The organism is Halobellus litoreus, from assembly GCF_024464595.1.
Lineage (GTDB): Archaea > Halobacteriota > Halobacteria > Halobacteriales > Haloferacaceae > Haloquadratum > Haloquadratum litoreum.
The window spans coordinates 60,311-82,040 of sequence record NZ_JANHAW010000003.1 but is presented as its reverse complement, the minus strand read 5'-3'; the positions used below and the strand labels follow the sequence as shown (position 1 = coordinate 82,040).

Annotated in this window: 15 protein-coding genes; 9 read left to right on the top strand and 6 right to left on the bottom strand. The window is 63.4% G+C overall.

The window, feature by feature from the left end:
• Positions 1-147 precede the first annotated feature (147 nt).
• A complete protein-coding gene (locus NO360_RS14815) occupies positions 148-708 on the bottom strand; it encodes a hypothetical protein (RefSeq protein WP_256308618.1) in 561 nt (186 codons plus the stop codon).
• Positions 709-965: 257 nt separating this feature from the next.
• On the opposite strand from NO360_RS14815, the gene NO360_RS14810 reads away from it, so the two are divergent.
• Together NO360_RS14810 and fdhF are read left to right on the top strand one after the other, a co-directional pair.
• Positions 966-1,907, top strand: a complete 942-nt coding sequence (locus NO360_RS14810) for a VOC family protein (RefSeq protein ID WP_256308617.1) — start codon at positions 966-968, stop codon at positions 1,905-1,907.
• Between the two features lie 314 nt (positions 1,908-2,221).
• A complete protein-coding gene (fdhF, locus tag NO360_RS14805) occupies positions 2,222-4,336 on the top strand; it encodes a formate dehydrogenase subunit alpha (protein WP_256308616.1) in 2,115 nt (704 codons plus the stop codon).
• A gap of 42 nt (positions 4,337-4,378) precedes the next feature.
• On the opposite strand, the gene NO360_RS14800 is transcribed toward fdhF, so the two are convergent.
• From NO360_RS14800 to NO360_RS14790, 3 genes are all read right to left on the bottom strand, one after another.
• The gene (locus tag NO360_RS14800) at positions 4,379-6,190 is read right to left on the bottom strand and encodes an aldehyde ferredoxin oxidoreductase family protein (protein WP_256308615.1); all 1,812 of its coding nucleotides are present in this window, start codon (positions 6,188-6,190) and stop codon (positions 4,379-4,381) included.
• 86 nt (positions 6,191-6,276) lie between these two features.
• Positions 6,277-6,657 carry a Rid family detoxifying hydrolase gene (locus NO360_RS14795; protein WP_256308614.1) on the bottom strand — a complete coding sequence of 127 codons (381 nt, stop codon included), beginning with the start codon at positions 6,655-6,657 and terminating at the stop codon, positions 6,277-6,279.
• Between the two features lie 141 nt (positions 6,658-6,798).
• Entirely contained in the window at positions 6,799-7,284 is a 486-nt protein-coding gene (locus tag NO360_RS14790) for an EamA family transporter (protein ID WP_256308613.1), read from the bottom strand.
• Between the two features lie 157 nt (positions 7,285-7,441).
• On the opposite strand from NO360_RS14790, the gene NO360_RS14785 reads away from it, so the two are divergent.
• Positions 7,442-8,677: an NAD-binding protein gene (locus NO360_RS14785; RefSeq protein WP_256308612.1), complete on the top strand. Its 1,236-nt coding sequence runs from the start codon at positions 7,442-7,444 to the stop codon at positions 8,675-8,677.
• 52 nt (positions 8,678-8,729) lie between these two features.
• Positions 8,730-10,595, top strand: a complete 1,866-nt coding sequence (locus NO360_RS14780; protein WP_256308611.1) for a BCCT family transporter — start codon at positions 8,730-8,732, stop codon at positions 10,593-10,595.
• A 34-nt stretch (positions 10,596-10,629) separates the two neighbouring features.
• On the opposite strand, the gene NO360_RS14775 is transcribed toward NO360_RS14780, so the two are convergent.
• Both NO360_RS14775 and NO360_RS14770 read right to left on the bottom strand, forming a co-directional pair.
• Entirely contained in the window at positions 10,630-11,223 is a 594-nt protein-coding gene (locus tag NO360_RS14775; RefSeq protein WP_256308610.1) for an anthranilate synthase component II, read from the bottom strand.
• On the bottom strand, positions 11,220-12,878 hold the full coding sequence (locus NO360_RS14770; RefSeq protein WP_256308609.1) for an anthranilate synthase component I family protein: 1,659 nt from the start codon (positions 12,876-12,878) through the stop codon (positions 11,220-11,222). The genes NO360_RS14775 and NO360_RS14770 overlap by 4 nt, the downstream gene beginning before the upstream one ends.
• Positions 12,879-13,295: 417 nt before the next feature.
• Between NO360_RS14770 and NO360_RS14765 the strand changes: the two genes are divergently transcribed.
• From NO360_RS14765 to NO360_RS14745, 5 genes are all read left to right on the top strand, one after another.
• Entirely contained in the window at positions 13,296-13,727 is a 432-nt protein-coding gene (locus NO360_RS14765; RefSeq protein ID WP_256308608.1) for a VOC family protein, read from the top strand.
• 1,415 nt (positions 13,728-15,142) lie between these two features.
• Positions 15,143-16,402, top strand: coding sequence for an orc1/cdc6 family replication initiation protein (locus tag NO360_RS14760; protein WP_256308607.1), 1,260 nt, complete (start codon positions 15,143-15,145; stop codon positions 16,400-16,402).
• A gap of 359 nt (positions 16,403-16,761) precedes the next feature.
• Complete coding sequence (locus tag NO360_RS14755; protein ID WP_256308606.1) at positions 16,762-18,288, top strand: phosphopentomutase/phosphoglucosamine mutase; 1,527 nt, start codon at positions 16,762-16,764, stop codon at positions 18,286-18,288.
• 203 nt (positions 18,289-18,491) lie between these two features.
• A complete protein-coding gene (locus tag NO360_RS14750; protein WP_256308605.1) occupies positions 18,492-19,394 on the top strand; it encodes a hypothetical protein in 903 nt (300 codons plus the stop codon).
• Positions 19,395-19,634: 240 nt separating this feature from the next.
• Positions 19,635-21,554, top strand: coding sequence for a beta-CASP ribonuclease aCPSF1 (locus NO360_RS14745; RefSeq protein WP_256308604.1), 1,920 nt, complete (start codon positions 19,635-19,637; stop codon positions 21,552-21,554).
• Positions 21,555-21,730: the final 176 nt, after the last annotated feature.

Sequence of the window (21,730 nt, the reverse complement as noted above, 5' to 3'; positions counted from 1 at the left end):
CGGGCGGGCGTCAGCGGTGATTATCTTTGTTGCGTTCGAACGCACCAGACAGCAGGTGGTATATCGAAAGTGCCGCCTGTCGGAGCTCGCTTTTTCACACCTGTCCTGTACCGTGCTCACCAGGGCGGCCGTCCCCTGAAAGTTGGTTCAGATATCCGCGGACAGTACCCAGAGCGCTCGGTAGAGGTCCCAGAGCGAGCACTCACACCGCTCGGCGACCGCACGGTACGTTTCGAGGTAGCGTTCGTAGTCGGTCGCCGTCGGCGGTGACGGGTACGCCGCGTCGAGTTCGCCGTACTCGCGGAGCGTCGACCACTGCCGTTCGTCGACGACGACGTACTCCTCCGGGTGGAGGAACTGACAGAACGCCGAAGCGATCGGCACGTCCACGCCGGCGAGGCTCGTCAAGTGGGAGCACTTCTCTTTGGGACCGTCTGCCTCGACGGCTGCCTCGATAGCTGCGTGGACCGCTTCGTAATCGTTGTCGTCGTAGGCGTCTTCCAGCGCGCGCCGCTCGGCGTTCGGCATCCCCCCGAGGAACCGGCGGCCGTACCACTGGACGATCCACTCGGGGTCTCGCCAGCCGTAGTCACCGCCCGCGAGCATCTCCGGGAGCATCTCCAGGTGTTCCTCCTCGGCGTGCGCGAGCGGCTGAATCTCCGGGTAACGCTGGACTTTCTCTTCGACGAGGTCGGGGGTGAGTGCCATACTGGATGTAGCCGTGCCAGGGTCCTCAGACTGTCGGAAGCGACACCGCGACCGGGAGCGCGGATCGGGCCACGGAGGGTGGTCCGACGACCTGCGCGATCCGGCACCGAATCACCGCGTTCCAACGTCTCAGAAGCAGAAATCGGGCTCTATCGGGGCCAATACCTCGGAATTATGGATCCAAGCGTTTCGGGCGGAATCCCACTTTCTGAAAATCTGTGGGTCCCTTATTATCTTCTGTCTGAAACGCCAGATCGATGGCTCCAGAAGTTGCCCGACTCGGACACGTCGCACTGGAAACGCCGGATCTGGAGGATTCATTGGCCTTCTTCGGCGATACCGTCGGTTTGGAGATCGTCGAGCGGACGGACGAAACGGCGTATCTTCGCGCCGTCGAGGAGTGGGATCACCACTCTCTCAGCCTGACCGAGGCGGCGGAGTCCGGGATCGACCACATCGGCTGGCAGACCGAGGAACCGGAACACGTGGCGGCGTTCGCCGAGAAGTTCGAAGCGCAGGGGATGGACGTCACCTGGATCGACGAGGGTACCGAGGCGGGACAGGGCGAGGCGATCCGCTTCGAGGTGCCGAACGGCCACCGATTCGAACTGTACGGCGAGATGTCGAAACCGGACGCGCCGGCGGAGCGGCGCTCGCGGTTGAAGAACAGACAGTACGATCCGACTAACAACGATCCGATCGCGCCGAACCGCATCGACCACCTTCAGATCTGGGATCAGGACGCCCTCGAGTGCGCGGAGTGGATCCGCGACGAGTTGGGGTATCAGGTGCAGGAGTATTACGACCTCGAGGACGGATCCCGCTGGGGAACGTTCCTGAGCGCCTGCGGTGCAAAGATCGATCTGGCGATCGTCCAGTCGGAGAACGACGACGACGACGCCGCAGTCCACCACATCGCCTACGAGGTCGACTCCGCGAACGACCTCTTCGAGGCGCACAACGTGATGAACGAGAACCGCGTTCCGGTCGACGGTATCGGACAGCACGGCATCTCCCGCGGCGAGTTTATGTACGCCCGCGATCCCACCAGCGGGCACCGCATCGAGTTCAACACCGGGAGTTACCTCACGCTCGATCCACACTGGGAACCGATCGCCTGGCAGGAGAACGACATCAGCGACGGCGACGACCACCAGTGGATCGGCGGCATCGACTCGTTGGAGCGCGTGACGTACTGACCTCGTAGCGAGTTTCGGTTACGCACGACCGTCACCTGGTATGGGTCGCGGACGCGATTGCCGTCGGTAAAGAGCACTGATACTTCCTATTTTTACGTCTCTCGACGCTTCGGCCCACGCGGGTGTAAACCGTATATAATTACTCTGTGGGGCTATCCGAAACTATCGAGGGGCACGGCGGACCGTCCGATACTGTCGCCGTAAATGGGTTGTATATGCCACGAGACGTGGATACAGACTATGTGAGAAAGATTCATACTCGTGGCCAGGTACGGTTACAAACGAGATGAATAATCACGCGGAGGAAACACGTTATGTCGAGTGACGAACAAGAGCCGGTCAAGACCATCTGTCCGTACTGCGGCGTCGGCTGTGGGATCCAGGTACAACCCGGCGAGGACCCCGGCGATATGCGATTTATGCCGTGGGGCGACGCACCCGTCAACGACGGCCGCGTGTGCATCAAAGGCGGGGCGGCGACGCAGGTCGTCGACCACGAAGACCGTCTCACAGACCCGCTCATCAAGGAAGACGGCGAGTTCCGGGAGGCATCCTGGGACGAGGCTTACGAGCGGATCGTCTCCGAGATGGAGGGAGTCCGCGAGGAGTTCGGCCCCGACGCGATGGGCTTCTTCGGCTCCTCGAAGACGATGAACGAGGAGAACTACCTCCTCCAGAAACTCGCGCGACGCTACGGCACGAACAACGTCGACAACTGTACCCGGATGTGCCACGCTTCGACCGTGTGGGCGCTCCGGACGAGCCTCGGCGCGGGCGCGATGACCAACAGTATGGAGGACCTCATGGACGAGGCCGACGTGCTGTGGATCCAGGGCGCGAACCCCGCCGAACAGCACCCCATCGCGAACAGCAACTACTTCCGGCAGGCCGTTCTCGACGGCGCGACCGTCATCCAGGTCGACCCCCACGCGAACAAGACGACGACCTCGTTCGACATCGAGGAGACCGAACGCCACCAGCACCTCCAGGTCGAACCGGGCGCGGACATCCCGCTTCTCAACATCGTCCTGAAGACGGTGCTGGAGAACGACTGGGTCGACGAGGAGTTCGTCGAGGAGCGGACCGAAGGCATCGAAGACCTCCGGGAGACCCTGGAGGACTTCGACAAGGAAGCCGCCGCCGAGGAGTGCGGCGTCCCGCTCGAAGACATCGAACTGGCGGCGGAGAAGTACGCGAACGCCGACAACGCCGCCATCTTCACGGGGATGGGGATGAGCCAGCACACCTGCGGCGTCGACAACGTCCAAAACGAGATCAACCTCGCGCTGATCACCGGCAACCTCGGCCGACCGGGGACGGGCGTGAACCCGCTGCGCGGACAGAACAACGTCCAGGGCACGAGCGACGTCGGCGCGATGCCGAACGTCCTTCCCGGCTATCAGCTCGTCGACGACGACGAGGCCCGCGAAGGCGTCGAGGACGTCTGGGGCTTCGAAATCCCGGACGAGCCCGGTCTGACGAACGTCGAGATTACCAAGAACATCGGCGAGCAGATCCAGGCGATGTACGTGATGGGCGAGAACCCCATCATGTCGGAGCCGAACGCCAACCACACCGCCGACCTCCTCGACGAACTCGGCTTCCTGGTGGTCCAGGACATCTTTATGACCGAGACCGCGGAGTACGCCGACGTCGTGCTGCCGGCGACGACGTGGGCCGAGCGCGGCGGCACGGTCACCAACACCGACCGCCGCGTCCAGCGGATGCGCGGCGTCCAGAAGGTCCACGAGAACACCAAGCACGACCTCGAAATCCTCTGTGAAGTCGGCACGCGACTCTTCGGCGAGGGCTTCGACTTCGACACCCCCGAGGAAGTGTTCGAGGAGCTCCGCCAGGTCTGTCCGAGTTACCACGGGATGACCTACGACGCCTTGGGCGAGGAGGGCATCCACTGGCCCTGCTACGAGCAGGGCGACGAGGGCGATCAGTTCCTCTACGAGGACAGCTTCGACACCGAGAGCGGCCTCGGTCACATCGAGGGCGTCACCCATCAGCCGCCGAAGGAGGTGCCCGACGACGAGTACCCGCTGATCCTCACGACCGCCCGCCTCGAAGAGCACTACAACACCGGGACGATGAGCCGTCGGTCGCCGCGGCTCAACAAGCAGTACCCGGAGAACTTCGTCGACGTCCACCCGAACGACGCCGAACGCTACGGCATCGAGGACGGCGAGAAGATCACCGTGAAGTCTCGACGCGGAGAAATCGAAGTGGAGGCCAACGTCACCGAGGACATCAAAGAGGGCGTCATCTGGACCACGCCGCACTTCGCGACCGCCTCCGCAAACGTTCTAACGAACGACGTGCTCGACGAGCGCGCGAAGATTCCCGAGTACAAGGCCGCGGCCGCCGAAATCGAAGTCGGCGTCGAGCCGTCCGACGCGGGCGACGCGCCGGCGGACGACTGAGCGCTCTGCGACGGGTTTCGTTTCGAAGGGCTGACGATTTTTTCAATCGCTACGGCAGACGGCCGAGTCGCGAGCGATGGGCGTTTCCTCGTCGACCACGTCGAGAAGGTCCAGCCGGTCGAGCAGATCGCGGGTCGGAATCCCCGCGTCGCTCCATCCGCGAGCCGCGTAGTAGCGGCTTCGAAGGCCGTCGAACCAATCGGTTTCGATAGAGGGGCCGCCCGGGAGCGGTCGCTCGAACACGGACGGGAGCGTCTCGTCCGTGGCATCGAACCCCTCGCGGACGTTGAACAGTCGGGTCAGCGTCCACGTGCGCTCGCCGACCCGGAGCAGTTCGGCGGGGTCGGTCGGAGCCGTGGCGTCGACCGTCGACAACCACTCGGCTCCGAGGTCGTCCTCCAACACGGCGCCGGCGAAGTCGTCGGCGATCAGACTCCAGAGGACGGAGGTGATCGTCTGCTCGCGAATCACCAGTCGCACTCGGTCGGTGTCGTCCCAGGAGTCGCCCTCGAACACCTCCGTCTCGGCGGGGAGCGAGCGTCGATGACACGCGCCGCGGTCGCTCGTCGCGTACGCCAGGGCCGTCGTCGGCGACCCGCGGGGGTCGTAGGCGGGGAGTTCCATCGACTTGATCGTCGGCACGAGGTCGGTCCCGCCGAGTCGGTCCGCGGCGGCCTCGACGCCGTCACCGAGGGCGTCGGGGACAGTTCCCTCCCGCCGGGCTATCGCCTCGATGAGGTCCCGGGCGGCGGCCTCGTCGCCGAAGTCGGGCGTCGAACCGAGCGAATTCGGCGCGTCCACGACGCCGTCTTCGACGGCTCGGACCGTCCAGGCGACCGCGTTCCCGGCGCTGATGACGTCGATTCCGAGCCGATCGCAGACCTGTCCGAGCGCGGCGACCGCATCGAAGTCACCGATGCCCAGTCCCGCGCCGAGCGACATCGGCGTCGCCCCGCGCGGCACCGACGCGCCGGTCTCCGTCTCGACTCGGAACCCGCCGGGTATCTCGGACGTTTCGTCGGCCTCGCGTTCGACCGCCGCGTCGCGGACGGCGTCGATACCGATGTCCGCCGCGCCGTCGAACGAGCCCTCCTGCCAGCCGCGGGTCGAGAGGACGCCCACCTCGTCGGCGAAGTCGACGGTTTCGAGCGTCGCGCTCGCGGCGTGCCACCGGCCGACGTCGTGCTCGCGGTAGCGCCGCTCGTACTCGTCTCGTAGCGCCGCGACCGCCGCCGACGGTTCCGGCGGCGAGCCGCGGGCGACGACCGCCTTCAGTCGTTTCGCACCCATCACCGCGCCCGCGCCGCCGCGACCGGCGTGGTGGTCGCCCCCGTCGGAGGCGATCGTCGCGTAACGAACGCGGTTCTCCCCCGCCGGCCCGACGCACGCGACGGTGCCCTCGAACGCGTCACAGGTCTCGACGACGTCGCGGCCCCACAGGTCCGTGGCAGCCGACAGGGTCGCCGCCCCGTCTTCGAGTTCGAGGGCCACCGGTTCGTCGGCCTGGCCCGTGATCGCGACGCCGAGCGCGCCGTCGAGCGCCCCGACGAGGGAGGACGCGAAGGTGCCGCCGCTGTAGGAGTCGAGGAACGTCCCGGTCAACGGCGAGCGGGTGATCGCCGCGAACTGGGGTTTGCCCGGGAGCAGACCGCTCAAGGGTCCGAGCGTGAAGAGGAGGTAGTTGTCCGGGCCGAGCGGGTCAGTCCCCGGTTCCAGCCGATCGTAGAGATAGCGCGCCCCGAGGCCCTTCCCGCCAACGTACTCGGTCAGCCACCGTTCCGGGATCGCCTCGCGCTCGACCGTGCCGCTGCTCAGGTCGACCCGGAGAATGTCGGTGGGGGCCCCGTCGGTCATACGTGAACGGGTAGCGCCCCGAGAATCATTAAGGGTTTGTTCCGGGACTAGGCCGTTCTCTCGGACGGTATCCGACGTCGACCGAGTTACTCGGTGGTCGCGATCGCTTCGATCTCCACGGCCGCACCCTTCGGGACCGCGCCGGCACCGATGGCGCTCCGCGCCGGCGGGGCCTCATCGAAGAACTCGCTGTAGGCCTCGTTGAACTCGTCGAAGTCGTCGATGTCGTCGAGGAAGACCGTGGTTTTCAGCACGTCGGACAGCGAGAGGCCCTCGGACTCGAGGATCGCCTCGACGTTCCGCAGGCACTGTCGTGTCTGGTCTGCGACCGACTCGTCGTCGAGGAGCTCGCCATCGGTCGTCAGCGGGAGCTGTCCGGCCGTGATCAGAAGGCTGCCGTTCGTCGTCGCCTGGCTGTACGCGCCGACCGCCGCAGGTGCATCGTCCGTGCTGATGGTTCGCTTCATACGGAACGAAATTCTCCGGAGAGCGTCTTAAAACACGGTAGCTCGCGATTCGCGGACACAACGTGACATTCGTTTTATCCGTTGTGGGAACCACTTAGCACTCATAAACGGCGACGGTGATCGAGGAGGGGACTCGACGGGTCACTGATTGATGACGACGATGGCGACGAGCGCGAGGCCGATACCGGCGACTTTCTGGATCGAAAGCGGTTCCCCGAGCGCGGCGACGCTTATCACTGCGGCCGTCACGAAGTACATACCGCCGATGGTCGAGACGACTGCCGTAGAGCCGACGGTGACGCCGATAAACGTCGAGAGGACGCCGAGAGCAGCCGCGACGCCGGCGACGGCCGAGTAGAGCAAGCCCCGGTTGGTCACGGCGACCGAGGCGTCGGAAAAGACGACGTAGACGCCGGTCACGACCGTCGCAGTCAGATACGAGACGAACGCGGCCATCTCCGGGTCGATACTGTTGGAGGCGACGTTGCCGAACGTGATCCAGAACCCCCACGCAAGCATCGTGCCGACGCCGAAGAGGATCGCCGGATTCATTCGGGATCCCTCGACGTCGAGGACCGCTTTCCCCGGGGAGTTCCGCGGTTCCGTCGGGTCCGATTCGGGGGACACTGTCTGGATTCGCTCCGCGACCCGTTCCACTCGGTCGTGAGAGGACGCACGGTCATATTCGACGGTAGAAGGAGCGGGGTGTTGAGACTGCCGGCGGCGGTCAAATCACGACATATTCAACAGTACAGTTTTATTTCGGCTCCGACTATTCTCGGTAGTGGTTGACTCACAGGGGCAGTCCGAGGAGCGTCCGTTCGAGGAGGTCTTCTATCCGACGGACCGGGTCCCGTTCGTCGAGTGGCGGGAGTTCTCCGGCGCGAAATCGACGGTCGCACTGATGGCCGCGATCACGGTTCTCGGATTCGTGACCGGGCTCTCGAACCTGAGCCAACCGCAACCGGTCCTCGAGGGGCCGCTCGCGGCGGTGCTGCCGCTTTCGGGGACGTTCGTCCGGTTCGCGGGCGTGTTGTTCGCGTTCCCGCTCGGTCTCGTGACCGTCGGCCTCCAGCGGCGGAAGCGGATCGCGTGGCTGGCGGCGATGGCGTTGCTACCGGGGTTGGCGCTCCTCCCCCTCACCACGGGTCGGACGACCGAGGTTCCGTTACTGCTTCTCGTTTTCGCCGCGATTCCGCTACTGGCGGCGAATCGGGACGTGTTCAGTCAGACGCTCGATCTCTCGTCGCTCCAGATTGCGGCGCTGACGTCGATCCTCGGCGTCGGCCTGTACGGGACCGTCGGGGCCTACGGGCTCCGCGGGCAGTTTCTGGAACTCGACGGCTGGGGCGACGCGTTCTACTACGTGGTCGTCACTATCGCGACCGTCGGTTACGGCGATATCACCCCGGTAACGGCCGAGGCGAAACTGTTCTCGCTTTCGGTGATCCTCCTCGGCACGGGCGCGTTCACCGTCGCGGTGGGCGCGCTGATCGGCCCGGCGATAGAGTCGCGGATGGCAGCGGCCTTCGGAACTATGACTGCATCAGAGCTCTCACTTCTCGAGGATCACGTCGTGGTCCTCGGGTACGGCGACGTGACGGAATCGTTTCTCGAACGGATCGACGAGGAGACCGATCTCGTGGTGGTGACGGAGAACGCCGACGCGGCCTCCAGGTTAGCCGGCGAAGGGGTCGAGGTGCTGACCGACGATCCCACCGACGAGTCGGTCCTGCGTGACGCCCGTGTAGAGGCCGCGAGCGGCGTCGCCGTCGCCGGCGACGACGATGCAGAGAACGTCCTCGCGGTGCTGGCAGCCCGAAACGTGAATCCCGACGTCCGGATCGTCACCGTCGCGAACGAGGAGACGCACGTCCGGAAACTCGACGCCGTCGGCGCCGACGAGATAATCGACCTGCGGGCAATCGGCGGTCGACTGCTCGGGGAATCGGTCCTCGAATCCGAAGAGGCAGGCAGCGGTCGTTCAGACCTCGGTCGTCGTGATCGCGAGGACGCGTGAGTACCGCGAGACAGTCAACAGTATAATACCGACCCGTGCTAACAGACATCGTATGAGTGGGAGCGACGAATCCGATCACGGACGGATACTCGCGAACGCGCTCCTCCTGTCGTTCGTCGGTTCGGGGACCGTGGTCCTCATCGGGTTCTTCTTCCCGTCGTTCGTCGGCGACGCCCTCGGCGGACGGGCTTGGCTCGGCCTCTCGCTGTTGTTTTTCGGGTCCGGCCTCGGTTACCTCGCGGCCCTCCCGTACGAGGGCGTCGAATCGGCGGAGACGTACGCGGCGTCGCTGCTCCGCGTCCGCCGCGGATCGTTACGGACGCTCCTGTCGACCGTCGTTTCGCGTCAGAATCCGATCACGCTCGGCCTTCCGATCCTCGTCTTCACCCTCTATTTCGGACTGCACGTTCTGTTCCCCGCGAGTACGACGAGTGTGGTCGATGGACTCACCGACAGCGTGCTTCGGGGGATGGGTCCGGTACTACTCGGGACGGTGTTGCTGTCGGTCGTCTACTGCGCCGTGCTCCTGTTGAGTTCCTGGGGAGACGTCAAGCTCGGCGGCGACGACGTCGAACCCACCTACACGTACCCGACGTACTTCTCGCTCGTGTTCACCGCCGGCATCGCCGCCGGCATCGTGTTCTGGGGGCCCGCTGAAGCGCTCTTTCACTACCGTCAACCACCGCCGTACTTCGACGTGCCGGCTCAGTCTGAGGCGGCCATCGGTGCCGCGCTGGTGTATGCGCTCTTTCACTGGGGGCTCTCGGCGTGGAGTGCGTACGCCGTCCTCGGAATCCCCATCGCGTACTTCGTCTTCGAACGGGGGGCCCCGCTTCGCATCTCTTCGATTCTGACCCCGTTTTTCGGCGTCGACGGGCTGGACTCGCTGTGGAGTCGACTCGTGGACACGCTGGCCGTCTTCGCGACCATCGGCGGGATCGCGACCTCGATCGCGCTCGTCTCACAGCAGTTCCTGACCGGCGTGGAGTTCCAGTGGGGTGTCCCCCCCGGAAATATGGGTCCCGTGCTGTTCGTGGGGGGACTGGCGACCGTGTTCGTCCTCTCGGCGGTGTCGGGGCTTCACCGGGGCATCCGGCGCATCGCAGGCCTCAACGTCGTCCTCTTTGGCCTCTTCGGAGCGCTCTTGCTCGCTGTCGGTCCGCGCGGGTTCATCGTAGATCGCGGGGGAGAGGCCGTCGGCTCGTACCTGTTCCATTTCATCCCGATGAGTCTCTACGCTTCGGGGTCGTGGGTGACCGAGTGGACTGTCTGGAACTGGGCGTGGTGGTTCTCGTGGGCGCCGTTCGCCGGACTGTTCCTCGCGGCGCTTTCCCGCGGTCGACGCCTCAGAACGGTCGTGCTGACGAGCGTCGGGGCCACGTCGGCCGCGACGGGCGCGTGGTTCCTCGTCTTCGGCGGGACGTCGCTATCGTTCCAACGCTCGGGAACCGTCGACATCCTGGCAGCGATCGAGGCGCGCGGTGGGAGCGAAGCCGTCGCCGGGTTTCCGCTGCTGTCGGCGCTCCCGCTGGGAGATCTCCTGTTGTTCCTGTTTCTGGCACTCATCGTCGTGTTCATCGTCACCTCCGCCGACACGTCCACACTGATCGCGGCGATCCTGGCGTCGCGGCGGGGCGTCGCCCCCTCCCGCAGTACAATCGCGCTCTGGGGTGGTGTACAGGCGACCGTCGCGCTGGCGGTGATTCTCGTCGGGGGCGGGGAAACTCTCCAAGCGCTGGCGGTGCTCACCGGTGCGCCCTTTTCCGTGTTAGCCATCCTGGCGATGGTCGGCCTCTCGCTCGCGCTGTATCGCGAGGAGCGCGGAGCGGGCCACACGTCGCTCGTCCGCCTCGCGCTCGACAAACTGCCGGACATTCAGACTCACCACGATATTGACCCTCCGGATCGCGAAAAATAGCGGCCCTCACGGGCTAAGGGGTCTGTAAAACGGGTTATCTGTCGCCCGCGGGTACTTCCGGATCGGCGATCGACCGACAGAAGTTCTCGACGATCTGTTTGCCGGCGTCGGTCAGGATGCTTTCGGGGTGAAACTGGACGCCGTAGTGTGGTTTTTCCGCGTGCTCGACGCCCATTACGATACCCTGTTCGTCGTCGGTCACGGCCGTCTCGACGAGCACGTCCGGGACGTGTTCGCGTTCGACCGCCAGCGAGTGATACCGCCCCACCTCGAAGGGGTTCTCGACGCCCTCGTACAGGGGACTGCCAACGTGACGGACGAGCGAGGGCTTGCCGTGGACGACGTCGGGCGCGTGTCCGACCGGCGCGCCGTGGGCGGCACAGAGCGCCTGGTGTCCGAGACAGACGCCGAGCGCCGGGATGTCGGTGTCCGCGAAGACGTCCATCGAGATGCCGGCATCCTGCGGCGTTCCCGGACCGGGCGAGACGACGACGCCGTCGGGGGCGAGGTCGCGAATGCCCGCCACGTCGATGGCGTCGTTCCGCCGGACGACCACCTCTTCGAACTCCCCGACGTACTGGACGAGGTTGTACGCGAACGAGTCGTAGTTGTCGACGATGAGGATCAACGCTCTTCCTCCGCTTCCAGGGGTTGCGGTTCACCCGGTGCGTCTTCGGCGTCTACGCCCGGTACGTCCTCGGCGTCTACGTCCGCCACGTTTTCGACCGCGAAGGAGGCCTGTTCGCCGAGCGCCTCGTCGACGGCGTTGATGAGAGCCCGCGCCTTGTCGAGCGTCTCCTGGTACTCGTCGGCGGGAACGGAGTCGTGAACGATACCCGCGCCGACGCGAAGCCGGTACTGCTCGCCGCGTCGAACGAGGGTCCGGATGACGATATTGAGCGTGGCGCGCTCGTCGAACCCGAAGACGCCGATACTGCCCGTGTAGGGACCGCGTCGGGTCTGTTCCACCTCTTCTATGATCTCCATCGTCCGCGGTTTCGGGGCCCCGGTGATCGTTCCACCGGGGAAGACCGCGGCGACGGCGTCGGCGACGGTCGTCCCCTCGCGTCGAATCCCCTCCACGAGCGAGACCAGATGCATCACCTCCGAGTATCGGTCGACCCGCCGGTATTCCGAGACCTCGACCGATCCGTATTCGCTGACCTTCCCGAGGTCGTTGCGTTCCAGGTCGACCAGCATCGCGTGTTCGGCGCGTTCTTTCTCGTCTGCGAGTAGGTCGGACTCCAGTTCCGCGTCCGCCTCTTGGGTCGATCCGCGCGGGCGGGTCCCCGCGATGGGTTCGGTGAGCAGCCGGTCACCGTCGACTTCCAGGAGCAGTTCCGGGCTCGCGCTCACCAGGTCGATACCGGGGAACTCCAGTAAGCCGGAGTACGGTGCGGGATTGACGCGTCGCACGGCGTCGAAGGCCCGGACCGGAGAGACCGCGGCCGGCGCGACGAGCCGATGGGAGACGTTCGTCTGAAAGGTATCGCCGTCACGAATGTACTGTTTGATCGTTCGAACGCGGTCCGCGAACTCGGCTTCGCCGCACTCGCTCTCGAAGGTGGCGCGGTCCGCGTCGACCGCCGGGGAGGGATCGTACATCGGGTCGGAGACGGCGGACTCGGCTAGCGACGTTGCCCTGTCGAGTGCCTCCTGGTACGCGTCTCCAGGTGAATCGTCGACAGTGGGACACACTGTAATGCGGAGCTCGACCCCATCATTCCTCTCTACACGATCACTCTCCCCCTCTCGCGTACGGATCTCGTCCGTTTCGTCGCGTGGCTCCTGCCACGCGACCACGGCATCGAACACGCCGAGTTGGAGTTGCGGGAGGCCGTCGTTGTCGGTCGTATCAGGGAGCGATTCGAGTTCGCGGGCCACGTCGTACGAAAGCCACCCGAATGCACCGCACGGGTACGGGACGTCGCACTCGCCACGGACGAGGTGTTCGCGGCCGAGGAGTGAATCGATCGCCTCGATCGTTGGGGTATCGGTGTCAGAATCCCGTTGGGACTCGTCATCGCTGGATACGGTCGATGCCTTCGAGTTCGGCACCGTTACGTGTTCGATCGGATCGACCGCGAAGTATCCCCACCCGGACTGCCCGCCGGTGGTTTCGAGATAGATCCCGTGGCCGTCTGGACTCCGAACCCTGCGGTACGCGTCGAACGGGTCCGGAACGACGGTGCGAACTTCGATAGGGACCCGTGCCCCGTCCGGGGCCGAATCCGCGGTCTCGACGAACTCGTCTCGTTCGGTAATAACCGTGATTTCGCTCATCTGATACGAGTTGCTCCCGCCGAAGTCACTCTGTGACTCAGCGTTGTCGAACGAAACTGGGTCGTGAGTCGTCAAAAACCTTGCGCGAAGCGGGAATACTGCCGGCTTGGCTGTCGTAACAGCTCCGCGGTCGATGGTGTGAAGCTCGTTTCGGAAACGAGGAAGAAGAATAGTTAACAAAGATGATAGTATGTGGGCTCAGGATGTCGGTGAAAAGGACCATTTCGTGAAGGTCACGAACCAGGATAATCCTCAGCTCCCGAGTGGTCGTGTTCTCCCTCCGAATCGAGAGGTCGTAATCTCACGACGACCAGAGACCGATAGACACGGAACCCCGCCTTCGTGATCGAGACGCAGCGCAGTCATCGAGATCCCCCGTTCGATGGGCCTTTGGGTATCAGCAGATATCGACGTACAATGTCCGAATACACCGCTCATCACGTCGGGGTGACCGTCTCAGACCTGGACCGAGCCGTGTCGTTTTACCGCGACACGCTCGGCCTCGAACTCCTCTCCCGATTCGAGGTCGGCGGAGAAGCGTTTGCGACAGGGGTAGCCGTCCCGGGGGCGCGTGCCGAATTCGCCCACCTCGACGCTGGAACGGTACGACTCGAATTGGTCTCGTACGACTCGACCGGCGAATCTGCCACCGAAACCGGGTCGGAACCACGCATCGACGTGTCGGAGACCAGCCATATCGGTCTGACCGTCGACGACGTCCACGCTCGGTACAGAGAACTCCCTGCGGACGCCGAAACGCTGAGCGAACCGCAGACGACCGAGAGCGGGACGACCATCTTCTTCATCCGAGATCCGGAACAAAACTTGGTCGAGATTCTGTCACCCTGACGGCAGTCGGTACCCTCTGACGCCGGACCTGTAGTCACTTCCTCCGAAGACAGGGCCGCCGAATTATACACAAACGATCATCACTCATATTCCGGATTGATGCAGATATATGATATTTGATTCGAGATTAGGGAGTGAAATAGGAACTGAGAATAAAAACACCCGGAAGAGGACTAACAAACCCTCAATACCACCCGGGAAGTACGTGTAGATACAATGGCTACTGTCGACAACCGCAATCGAACCCGCACCGAGACCGAAGAGACCGATTTCTATCTCCCGGCTAGTTCAATCTCGACGGCGCTCGACCAGATCGGATCGCTTATCGATCGAACGATCGGTCGACACGGACTCGTACTGATCCCCGATTCGTACAATAAGTGAATTTTACGAGTCACTGATCGGTTTATCCGGAAGATTAGCGCCACTTCTCGTCGATTTCCGATGCATCGCCCGTCGATTTCCGATAGTTGCATTGCAGGCGCCCCTCCCCCTCCACTATGTCCGCTGTTCTACTCTTCGAGAGACGCCACTTGACCGTCGGTCGAGATGTAGTGATCCAGTTGACGGAGCACCCGACCGGATGAAGTGAGAGTCCGACGACGACGAGATTCCACACCACCACGTCCGCTGTTCGGACAGCAAGTGCCGAATCCTTGGTTAACAGGCCCTCTCTCAGGGCCAGATCTAATTAATCGGATTCCAGTCACTCCACGATGTCCGCTGTTACACTTGCGGATCAGCGGGTCTTCCAGCTGGCGTGTTCAATTCGATTGCAAAACGAGGCATATCCAGAGGGTCTCGGTTCCGATAGAGGACGTCGGTCTCGCAATGGAATATGTTCCCCCCTCCCCCTCCACTTTGTCCGCTGTTGTCGGCTAAATAGCGGGTCGTTCGACGACGAGTGGATCAAAGACGGGGGTGGTAAACCTCTCAGTGGTGGGAGAAAAAACGCGTTTTAGGCGTCTAAACGGTGAATGAGTGGTATTGAATTATCCTCTTCTGTTCGATAACCTCCCAAAACGAGAAGTACGCACCGACGGTGGATTATCGACGAGAACGACTTTTCGGCACCACCACGATGTCCGCTGTTCTCTCCGTCGGCTCTCGCTCGCCACTAGAAGTCGGAAGACCGTGTACAATCAGGAGGTGGCGTTCACCGCTCGAAATGTTAAACCAACTCCACTGCTTAATTAATTTTACTTTAGCTTACGGACTAATTATTTGTATTGATATATAATACTTTCCAAATTACAAAGCCTATTCTGCCGCTGAGTTAACCCCCCACCCTTCATTTCCCGATAACAGCGGACAAAGTGGAGGGGGGGTGTAGCCACTACTGTCTTAATACAACGGAACAGCGGACACTGCGGACACGGTGGTTTTATTACTCCCGTCTGTTATGTGTAAATCGTATGGTCCTCTTCGAACGGGACAACGAGATCTATCGTGATCGCGACGCCCTCCGAGAGGACTACCAGCCCGAAGAGCTCGTCGGCCGAGACGAGGAACTCCGGACGTATCAGGCGGCCCTTCAGCCCGTGATCAACGGCGAACAACCGAACAATATCTTCTTGTACGGTAAGACGGGCGTCGGAAAGACGGCCGCAACGAAATACCTCCTCGCCCACCTTCGAGAGGACGCTGCGCAGTACGACGATATCGATCTCACCGTCATCTTCCTGAACTGTGATGGATTGACGAGTTCGTATCAAATCGCAACCCGCCTCGTCAACGACCTCCGCTCGGAGGCCAACCAGATCTCGACGACGGGATATCCGCTGGCTTCCGTCTACGAAATGCTGTGGGAGGACCTCGACGCCTGTGGTGGTACCGTACTCGTCGTTCTCGACGAAATCGACCACGTGAACGACGATAGCATCCTCTATCAACTTCCACGAGCGCGCGCTAACGACGACCTCGAAGAAGCGAAGATCGGTCTCATCGGTATCTCCAACGACTTCTCCTTCCGGGACGACCTCTCGCCCAAGGTGAAAAGCTCCCTCTGTGAACAGGAAATCCACTTCCCCGCCTACAACGCCGAGAACCTCCGTGCGATCCTCGAACAGCGCGGCGAGGTCGCGTTTCACGACGACGTCCTCAGCGACGAGGTGATCCCGCTCTGCGCCGCCTACGGCGCGAAAGACGCAGGCGATGCCAGACAGTCGATCGACCTGTTGATGAAGGCCGGCGACCTCGCTCGCGACGAAGAGACGGACGTCGTGACCGAGGAACACGTCCGGCGCGGTCGACGCGCCTTGGAGCGAGGCCGTATCAAGGAAGGCATCAACGGACTCACCGAACACGGCCACCTCGTGCTGTACGCGCTGTTGACACTCGATCTCGAAGGTGAAGCCCCTGTCCGCTCTCGCGACGTCCGACCGCGCTATACGCGGTTCGCGGAACTCGCGAACCGGGATCCACTCGTCCCGCGGCGGATGCGCGATCATCTGAGCGAACTGGCGATGCTCGGGATCGTCTCCGTCACCGAACGGAACGAGGGACGCCGTGGGGGGACGTACCGCGAATACGCGCTCGATATGGACGTCGAACTCATCCTCTCGGCGATGGCCGAGACGGTCGAACTCGTCGGTGTTCACGATTCTATCGCACCCTACGTGGACGCCGGGGCCGACGAGGAGGCCCCCACCCTTCAGGATTTTTCAAACGTGTGAGGTCCGTTGGACGTTTGGGTACGTACTCCAGGTGGTCACGTTCACACTCCTGTTCTCGTGTTCCGACGAATTCGGTGATCATTCTCCGTTTCGGACGGATTCCGTAACACCACTGTGTCCGCTGCTCGACCCGCATCGAGTCCTCGTCCGGCCCAATACCACCGTTCGGTTCCCGTTGGTCCCGACACACCACTCTGTCCGCTGTTACTCTCTCCGCCCCCAATAGCTCCGGACATCGTGGTGTCCGAAGTCGCTCTCTAACACCACTGCGTCCGCTGTTCCAGCGCTGCGCGTCCCGATTATTTTCCAGCGCTGCGCGACCCGATGGCTTTTACCGAACGATCCCGCATTCCACCCATATGTTTGGGACGAGCGGAATTCGGGGGCCGGTCGGTGAGGTCGTCACTGCCCGGTTTGCTCTCGACCTCGGACGGGCGCTCGGTGCGGACACCGAGACGGTGATCGTCGGCCGGGATGCTCGGGTCACTGGTGAAGTCCTGGCCGATGCCGTCTCCGCCGGCCTGCGCGAGTTTGGGGTCGACGTCGTCAGAATCGGGGTCGTCTCGACGCCCACGCTCGCCAGGAGCGTCCAGTGGCTCAGTGCCGATGCTGGCGTCGGCATCACCGCCTCACACAATCCCGCTCCCGACAACGGAATCAAACTCTGGAACCCGTCGGGGCAGGCGTTCACCCCGGCACAGACCGACGAGATCGAACGCCGTCTTTCGACCCTCGGTGTCGAGCCCGGATTCTCCGCTGGAGACACTGACGCGGAATCGTCGACGGCCGATCCCGACCCAAAACTGTCGGCGGACATCGAACCCGCATCCTGGGACCAGTTCGGGAACGAGCGTGTCGACGACCAGATCTCCTCGCGACACGTCGACCGCCTCGTCGAGGTTTTTTCGAGATCACGGGCGTCCGAGGGCGATCGCACCGACGAACACTCGGCTGTGAAATCCTCGAATGACGCCTCGTCGAACCCCTTGAGCGGGCTCTCGGTCGTCGTCGACTTGGGAAACGGTACCGGTCGCGTTACCGTCGACGCTCTTCACGAACTCGGTGCGACGGTACACACGCTCGACGCCCAGCGTGACGGACGATTCCCGGCGCGAAAGAGCGAGCCGAACGCGGACACGCTCACTGCCCTTCGAGCTGCGGCCCCGGCGCTGGATGCGGACTTCGGCATCGCTCACGACGGCGACGCCGATCGGATGGTCGCAGTCACCGGCGGCGGGAACTTCGTTCCCGGAGACCTGCTTCTCGCCTTGTTCGCTCGCGACGCCGTGGAGTCGGAGTTCTCACGCGATACAGACGAGTCGAACGAGCCTTCCGGACGTTCTCTCTCCCCGAGCGTCGCCGTTCCGGTGGACACGAGCCTCGTCGTAGCCGACACGGTTGCCACGTCCGGTGGATCGGTGACGTACACGCCCGTCGGGGACGTCCACGTCGCGGACGTGGCATCACAGGATGGGTTCGTATTCGGGGGCGAACCGTCGGGGGCGTGGATCTGGCCCGAACAGACGCTCGCCCCAGACGGTCACTACGCGGCGCTTCACCTCGCGACGCTGGTCGCGGCGAACGGCTCGCTCGAAGAACTCCTCGATACTGTCTCGGATTCGGAGTACGTGACGCGCCGAGCGAACGTCGAGACCGACAACAAAGCCGAGGCGATGAGCGCCATCGAACGCGTCCTTCGCGAGCGCTACGACGACATCGATACGATCGACGGGCTTCGAGTCGATACCGGCGACGGGTGGTTCCTCGTCAGACCCAGCGGGACCGAACCGCTCGTCCGGGTGACTGCCGAAGCCCGGGACGAGCAGCGGGCCGACGACATACTGAACTCCGCACTCGACGTCGTGAGGAACGAATCGAACTCCTGAATTCGGGCGTCTCGACGCTTTTTTCGGCTATAACAGCGGACATTGTGGTGTGTTTGTGACCGAGGCACTCCTCGGAAGACTCCCGGGGGAATGCGTCGCGCACCGAAGAACCACCCTCGCGTTTGGAACCGCACAACCACCGGGAGCATCCGCAACGGCGATAACCGAAACGCTCGAATCGGTGGGAACTGACACGTCTGCTAATGTCCCTCCAGATCGCACTGCCCCTCCAGATCGCACTGCCCCTCGAGATCTCGACTTCTCTGCTCGTCGTCGAGAGCGTCGGTCCCGATCTGTTCGCGACTGTGTTTTTGGCCCTCGCGGGCGTCGTCATCCTCGTTAGCATCCGACACGTGTGGCGTGCCAGCGCCGTCTACCGAGCGGACGGATCGCAGTCACTTCCGTCGTCGTCTTCGGGTGATCTGGTCCGCCTCACGGGAACTGCTGAGGTCCGAGACGACTTCCAGTCGAACGATGAAGAGGCTCACTCGTCGACTAGGAAATTCTTGACGGCGCCGTTCACCGGCAGCGATGCGCTCGTTCTTCGATACACCGTCGAAGAACGAACACTGGGTGGCTGGGTTCCCCTGCCCCAGTTCGTCACGCTCCACGAGACTGCCGGGGCCAAGCCGTTTCTCCTCAGAACCGAGACCGAGCACGTCGGCGTCGGTGGCGATCCGTCGACAGTCGTCGCCGACTCGCGAGTCGTCGAGACGGTTTCACGAGGCGAACACGCGTCAGAACGCGTCCAGCGATTCGAGGGTCGAATCGACACGCCCGGAAGCCACTGGCGCGATCCCCCGGTGATCCTCCGTCCACTCGCCCGCTTGCTATCTCTCGGTACGCGGCGCTACGCCGAGGAACGGGTCGGCATCGGCGACCGTGTGACGGTCGTCGGGCACGTCGTCGAATCCGCTTGGCTTCCCCCCGAGTCCGACGACACTGGCGAACGGACACGAACTCCGGACGATAGCCGTTCGATCGATCCGCTCGTCGTATCCACGCTGTCTCCGCGGCGGACGTTCATCCGAATGGCTCGGGCATCCACGGTCGGCCTCCTCATCGGATCGCTTTGCGCCCTTCTCGGCGTTTTCCTTCTTCTCTGATTGGTACTTTCCTTCTTCTCGCTTGAAACTGCGGCACGCACGGGACCTCGGCCTGGGCGATGTGATCGGTACCGTTTCGCCCTGACAGCGAAAAACGTTTATATACTCTGTGGGATAGAGCTAAACGAACGATTTCGTCCGTTCGGTCGGGTCGCTCCTTCGACGCCGACCCATCAACCACGATTCCGGTGGTACGGGCCACGGGTTCTGTGGCTCCTACCCACGGCTTTCAAGATATGTATGAGCACTAACGACACGACGGATCCGCTCGAAGCGGTCAGAACGAAACTCGAAAGCGAGATCCCCGACGACCTCGTCGTCTCACGCGTCGCCTACGAAGGTCCCGAACTGGTCATTTACACCGAGACGCCGCGGGAGTTCGCCGAACGCGACGGCCTGATCCGCCGTCTCGCCAGCACGCTCCGCAAGCGGATCACGGTCCGTCCGGCATCGGGAACGCAACTGAACCCCGCGGAAGCGAAGCCGAAGATCCTCGATCTCATCCCCGAGGAGGCCGGAATCACGAACCTCCAGTTCTATCCGGCGACCGGCGAGGTCCTCATCGAAGCCGAGAAGCCGGGACTCGTCATCGGCCGCCGCGCGAGCACGCTCCGGGAGATCACCCAGGAGGTCGGCTGGACGCCGGACGTCCTCCGGACGCCGCCGATGGAGTCCTCGACCGTGGACAACGTGCGGAACTTCCTGATGCAGGAACGGGACGACCGCCGGGACTTCCTCGAACGCGTCGGCCAGCGGATCCACCGCGAACCGATGCAAGAGACCGACTGGGTGCGCGTCACCACGCTGGGCTGCTGTCGCGAGGTCGGACGCGCGAGTTTCGTCCTCAGTACTCCCGAGACGCGCGTTCTCATCGACTGCGGTGACAAACCCGGCGCGGAGGGCGAGGTCCCGTACCTCCAGGTCCCCGAGGCGAACCCGATCGCGGATCTGGACGCCGTCGTGCTGACGCACGCACACCTCGACCACAGCGCGCTCCTGCCGCTTCTGTTCAAGTACGGCTACGACGGGCCCGTGTACACGACCGAGCCGACCCGGGACCTGATGGGCCTGCTCCAACTCGACTACCTCGACGTCGCCGCCAAGGAGGGCCGGACGCCGCCGTACGAGTCCGAGATGGTCCGCGAGGAACTCAAGCACACGATCACGCTCGATTACGGGGACGTCACCGACATCGCTCCGGACATCAAACTCACCTTCCACAACGCCGGGCACATCCTCGGCAGCGCGGTCGCGCACTTCCACATCGGCGACGGCTTCCACAACGTCGTCTTCTCCGGCGACATCCACTACGACGACACCCGGCTGTTCAACGGCGCGTCGAACGACTTCCCGCGCGTCGAATCGCTCGTGATGGAGTCGACGTACGGTCGCCGCGACGACTACCAGACCGATCAGGCCGACTCGGAGCGAAAGCTCGTCGAACTCATCCAGGAGACCTACGACCGCGACGGAAAGGTCGTCATTCCGGCCTTCGCCGTCGGTCGGTCCCAGGAGTTGATGCTCGTTCTCGAAGAGGCGATGCGGGAGGGACGACTCCCCACGATGCCGATCTACCTCGACGGGATGATCCGCGAGGCGACGGCGATACACACGGCGTACCCCGAGTTCCTCCGCGACGGGCTCAGAGACCGCATCCTTCACGAGGACGAGAACCCGTTCCTCGCCGACCAGTTCCAGCAGGTCGACGGCGGCCAGGAGATGCGCGAGGAGGTCGCCGGCGGCGACCCGTGCATCGTTCTCTCGACGTCCGGAATGGTCACCGGCGGCCCGATTATGTCGTGGCTCGAACTGCTCGGCGGCGACGAGGAGAATCAACTCATCTTCGTCGGGTACCAGGCACAGGGCACGCTGGGTCGACGGATCCAGAGCGGCCGACGGGAGATTCCGTTCAGCGACCGCGGTGGTCGTTCAGAACAGCTGACGCTCCGCTTCGACGTCGAGTCCGTGAGTGGCTTCTCGGGTCACGCCGACCGCAACGGCCTCGAGAACTTCGTCGGGACGATGAATCCGCGCCCCGAGGAGATCATCTGCGTCCACGGCGACGAGGCCTCGACGGATCAGCTCTCATCCGGTCTGTACCAGAAGTACGACGTTCGGACGTACGCACCCCGAAACCTCGAAACCTTCCGGTTCGACTGACCGGTCGCTGACGCGGTCGTTTTCGGGTGTCTGCCACTCCGATATCGATACTTACCGCACCGACGTGAACGCGTCGCCGACAGCGTCGAGTGCGTCCGCTATCGAGCGATCGGTCTCATTAGAATCGGGCCAGCCTCACGAAAACCGGATCGGTCCCCGCGACTCGCAGCGCCGCC

Excerpts from the sequence above, each read along its gene's own strand:
- NO360_RS14815 (WP_256308618.1), bottom strand. The coding sequence starts at position 708 with ATGGCACTCACCCCCGACCTCGTCGAAGAGAAAGTCCAGCGTTACCCG.
- NO360_RS14810 (WP_256308617.1), top strand. The coding sequence starts at position 966 with ATGGCTCCAGAAGTTGCCCGACTCGGACACGTCGCACTGGAAACGCCG.
- fdhF (WP_256308616.1), top strand. The coding sequence starts at position 2,222 with ATGTCGAGTGACGAACAAGAGCCGGTCAAGACCATCTGTCCGTACTGC.
- NO360_RS14800 (WP_256308615.1), bottom strand. The coding sequence starts at position 6,190 with ATGACCGACGGGGCCCCCACCGACATTCTCCGGGTCGACCTGAGCAGC.
- NO360_RS14795 (WP_256308614.1), bottom strand. The coding sequence starts at position 6,657 with ATGAAGCGAACCATCAGCACGGACGATGCACCTGCGGCGGTCGGCGCG.
- NO360_RS14780 (WP_256308611.1), top strand. The coding sequence starts at position 8,730 with ATGAGTGGGAGCGACGAATCCGATCACGGACGGATACTCGCGAACGCG.
- NO360_RS14770 (WP_256308609.1), bottom strand. The coding sequence starts at position 12,878 with ATGAGCGAAATCACGGTTATTACCGAACGAGACGAGTTCGTCGAGACC.
- NO360_RS14765 (WP_256308608.1), top strand. The coding sequence starts at position 13,296 with ATGTCCGAATACACCGCTCATCACGTCGGGGTGACCGTCTCAGACCTG.
- NO360_RS14760 (WP_256308607.1), top strand. The coding sequence starts at position 15,143 with ATGGTCCTCTTCGAACGGGACAACGAGATCTATCGTGATCGCGACGCC.
- NO360_RS14755 (WP_256308606.1), top strand. The coding sequence starts at position 16,762 with ATGTTTGGGACGAGCGGAATTCGGGGGCCGGTCGGTGAGGTCGTCACT.
- NO360_RS14750 (WP_256308605.1), top strand. The coding sequence starts at position 18,492 with ATGTCCCTCCAGATCGCACTGCCCCTCCAGATCGCACTGCCCCTCGAG.
- NO360_RS14745 (WP_256308604.1), top strand. The coding sequence starts at position 19,635 with ATGAGCACTAACGACACGACGGATCCGCTCGAAGCGGTCAGAACGAAA.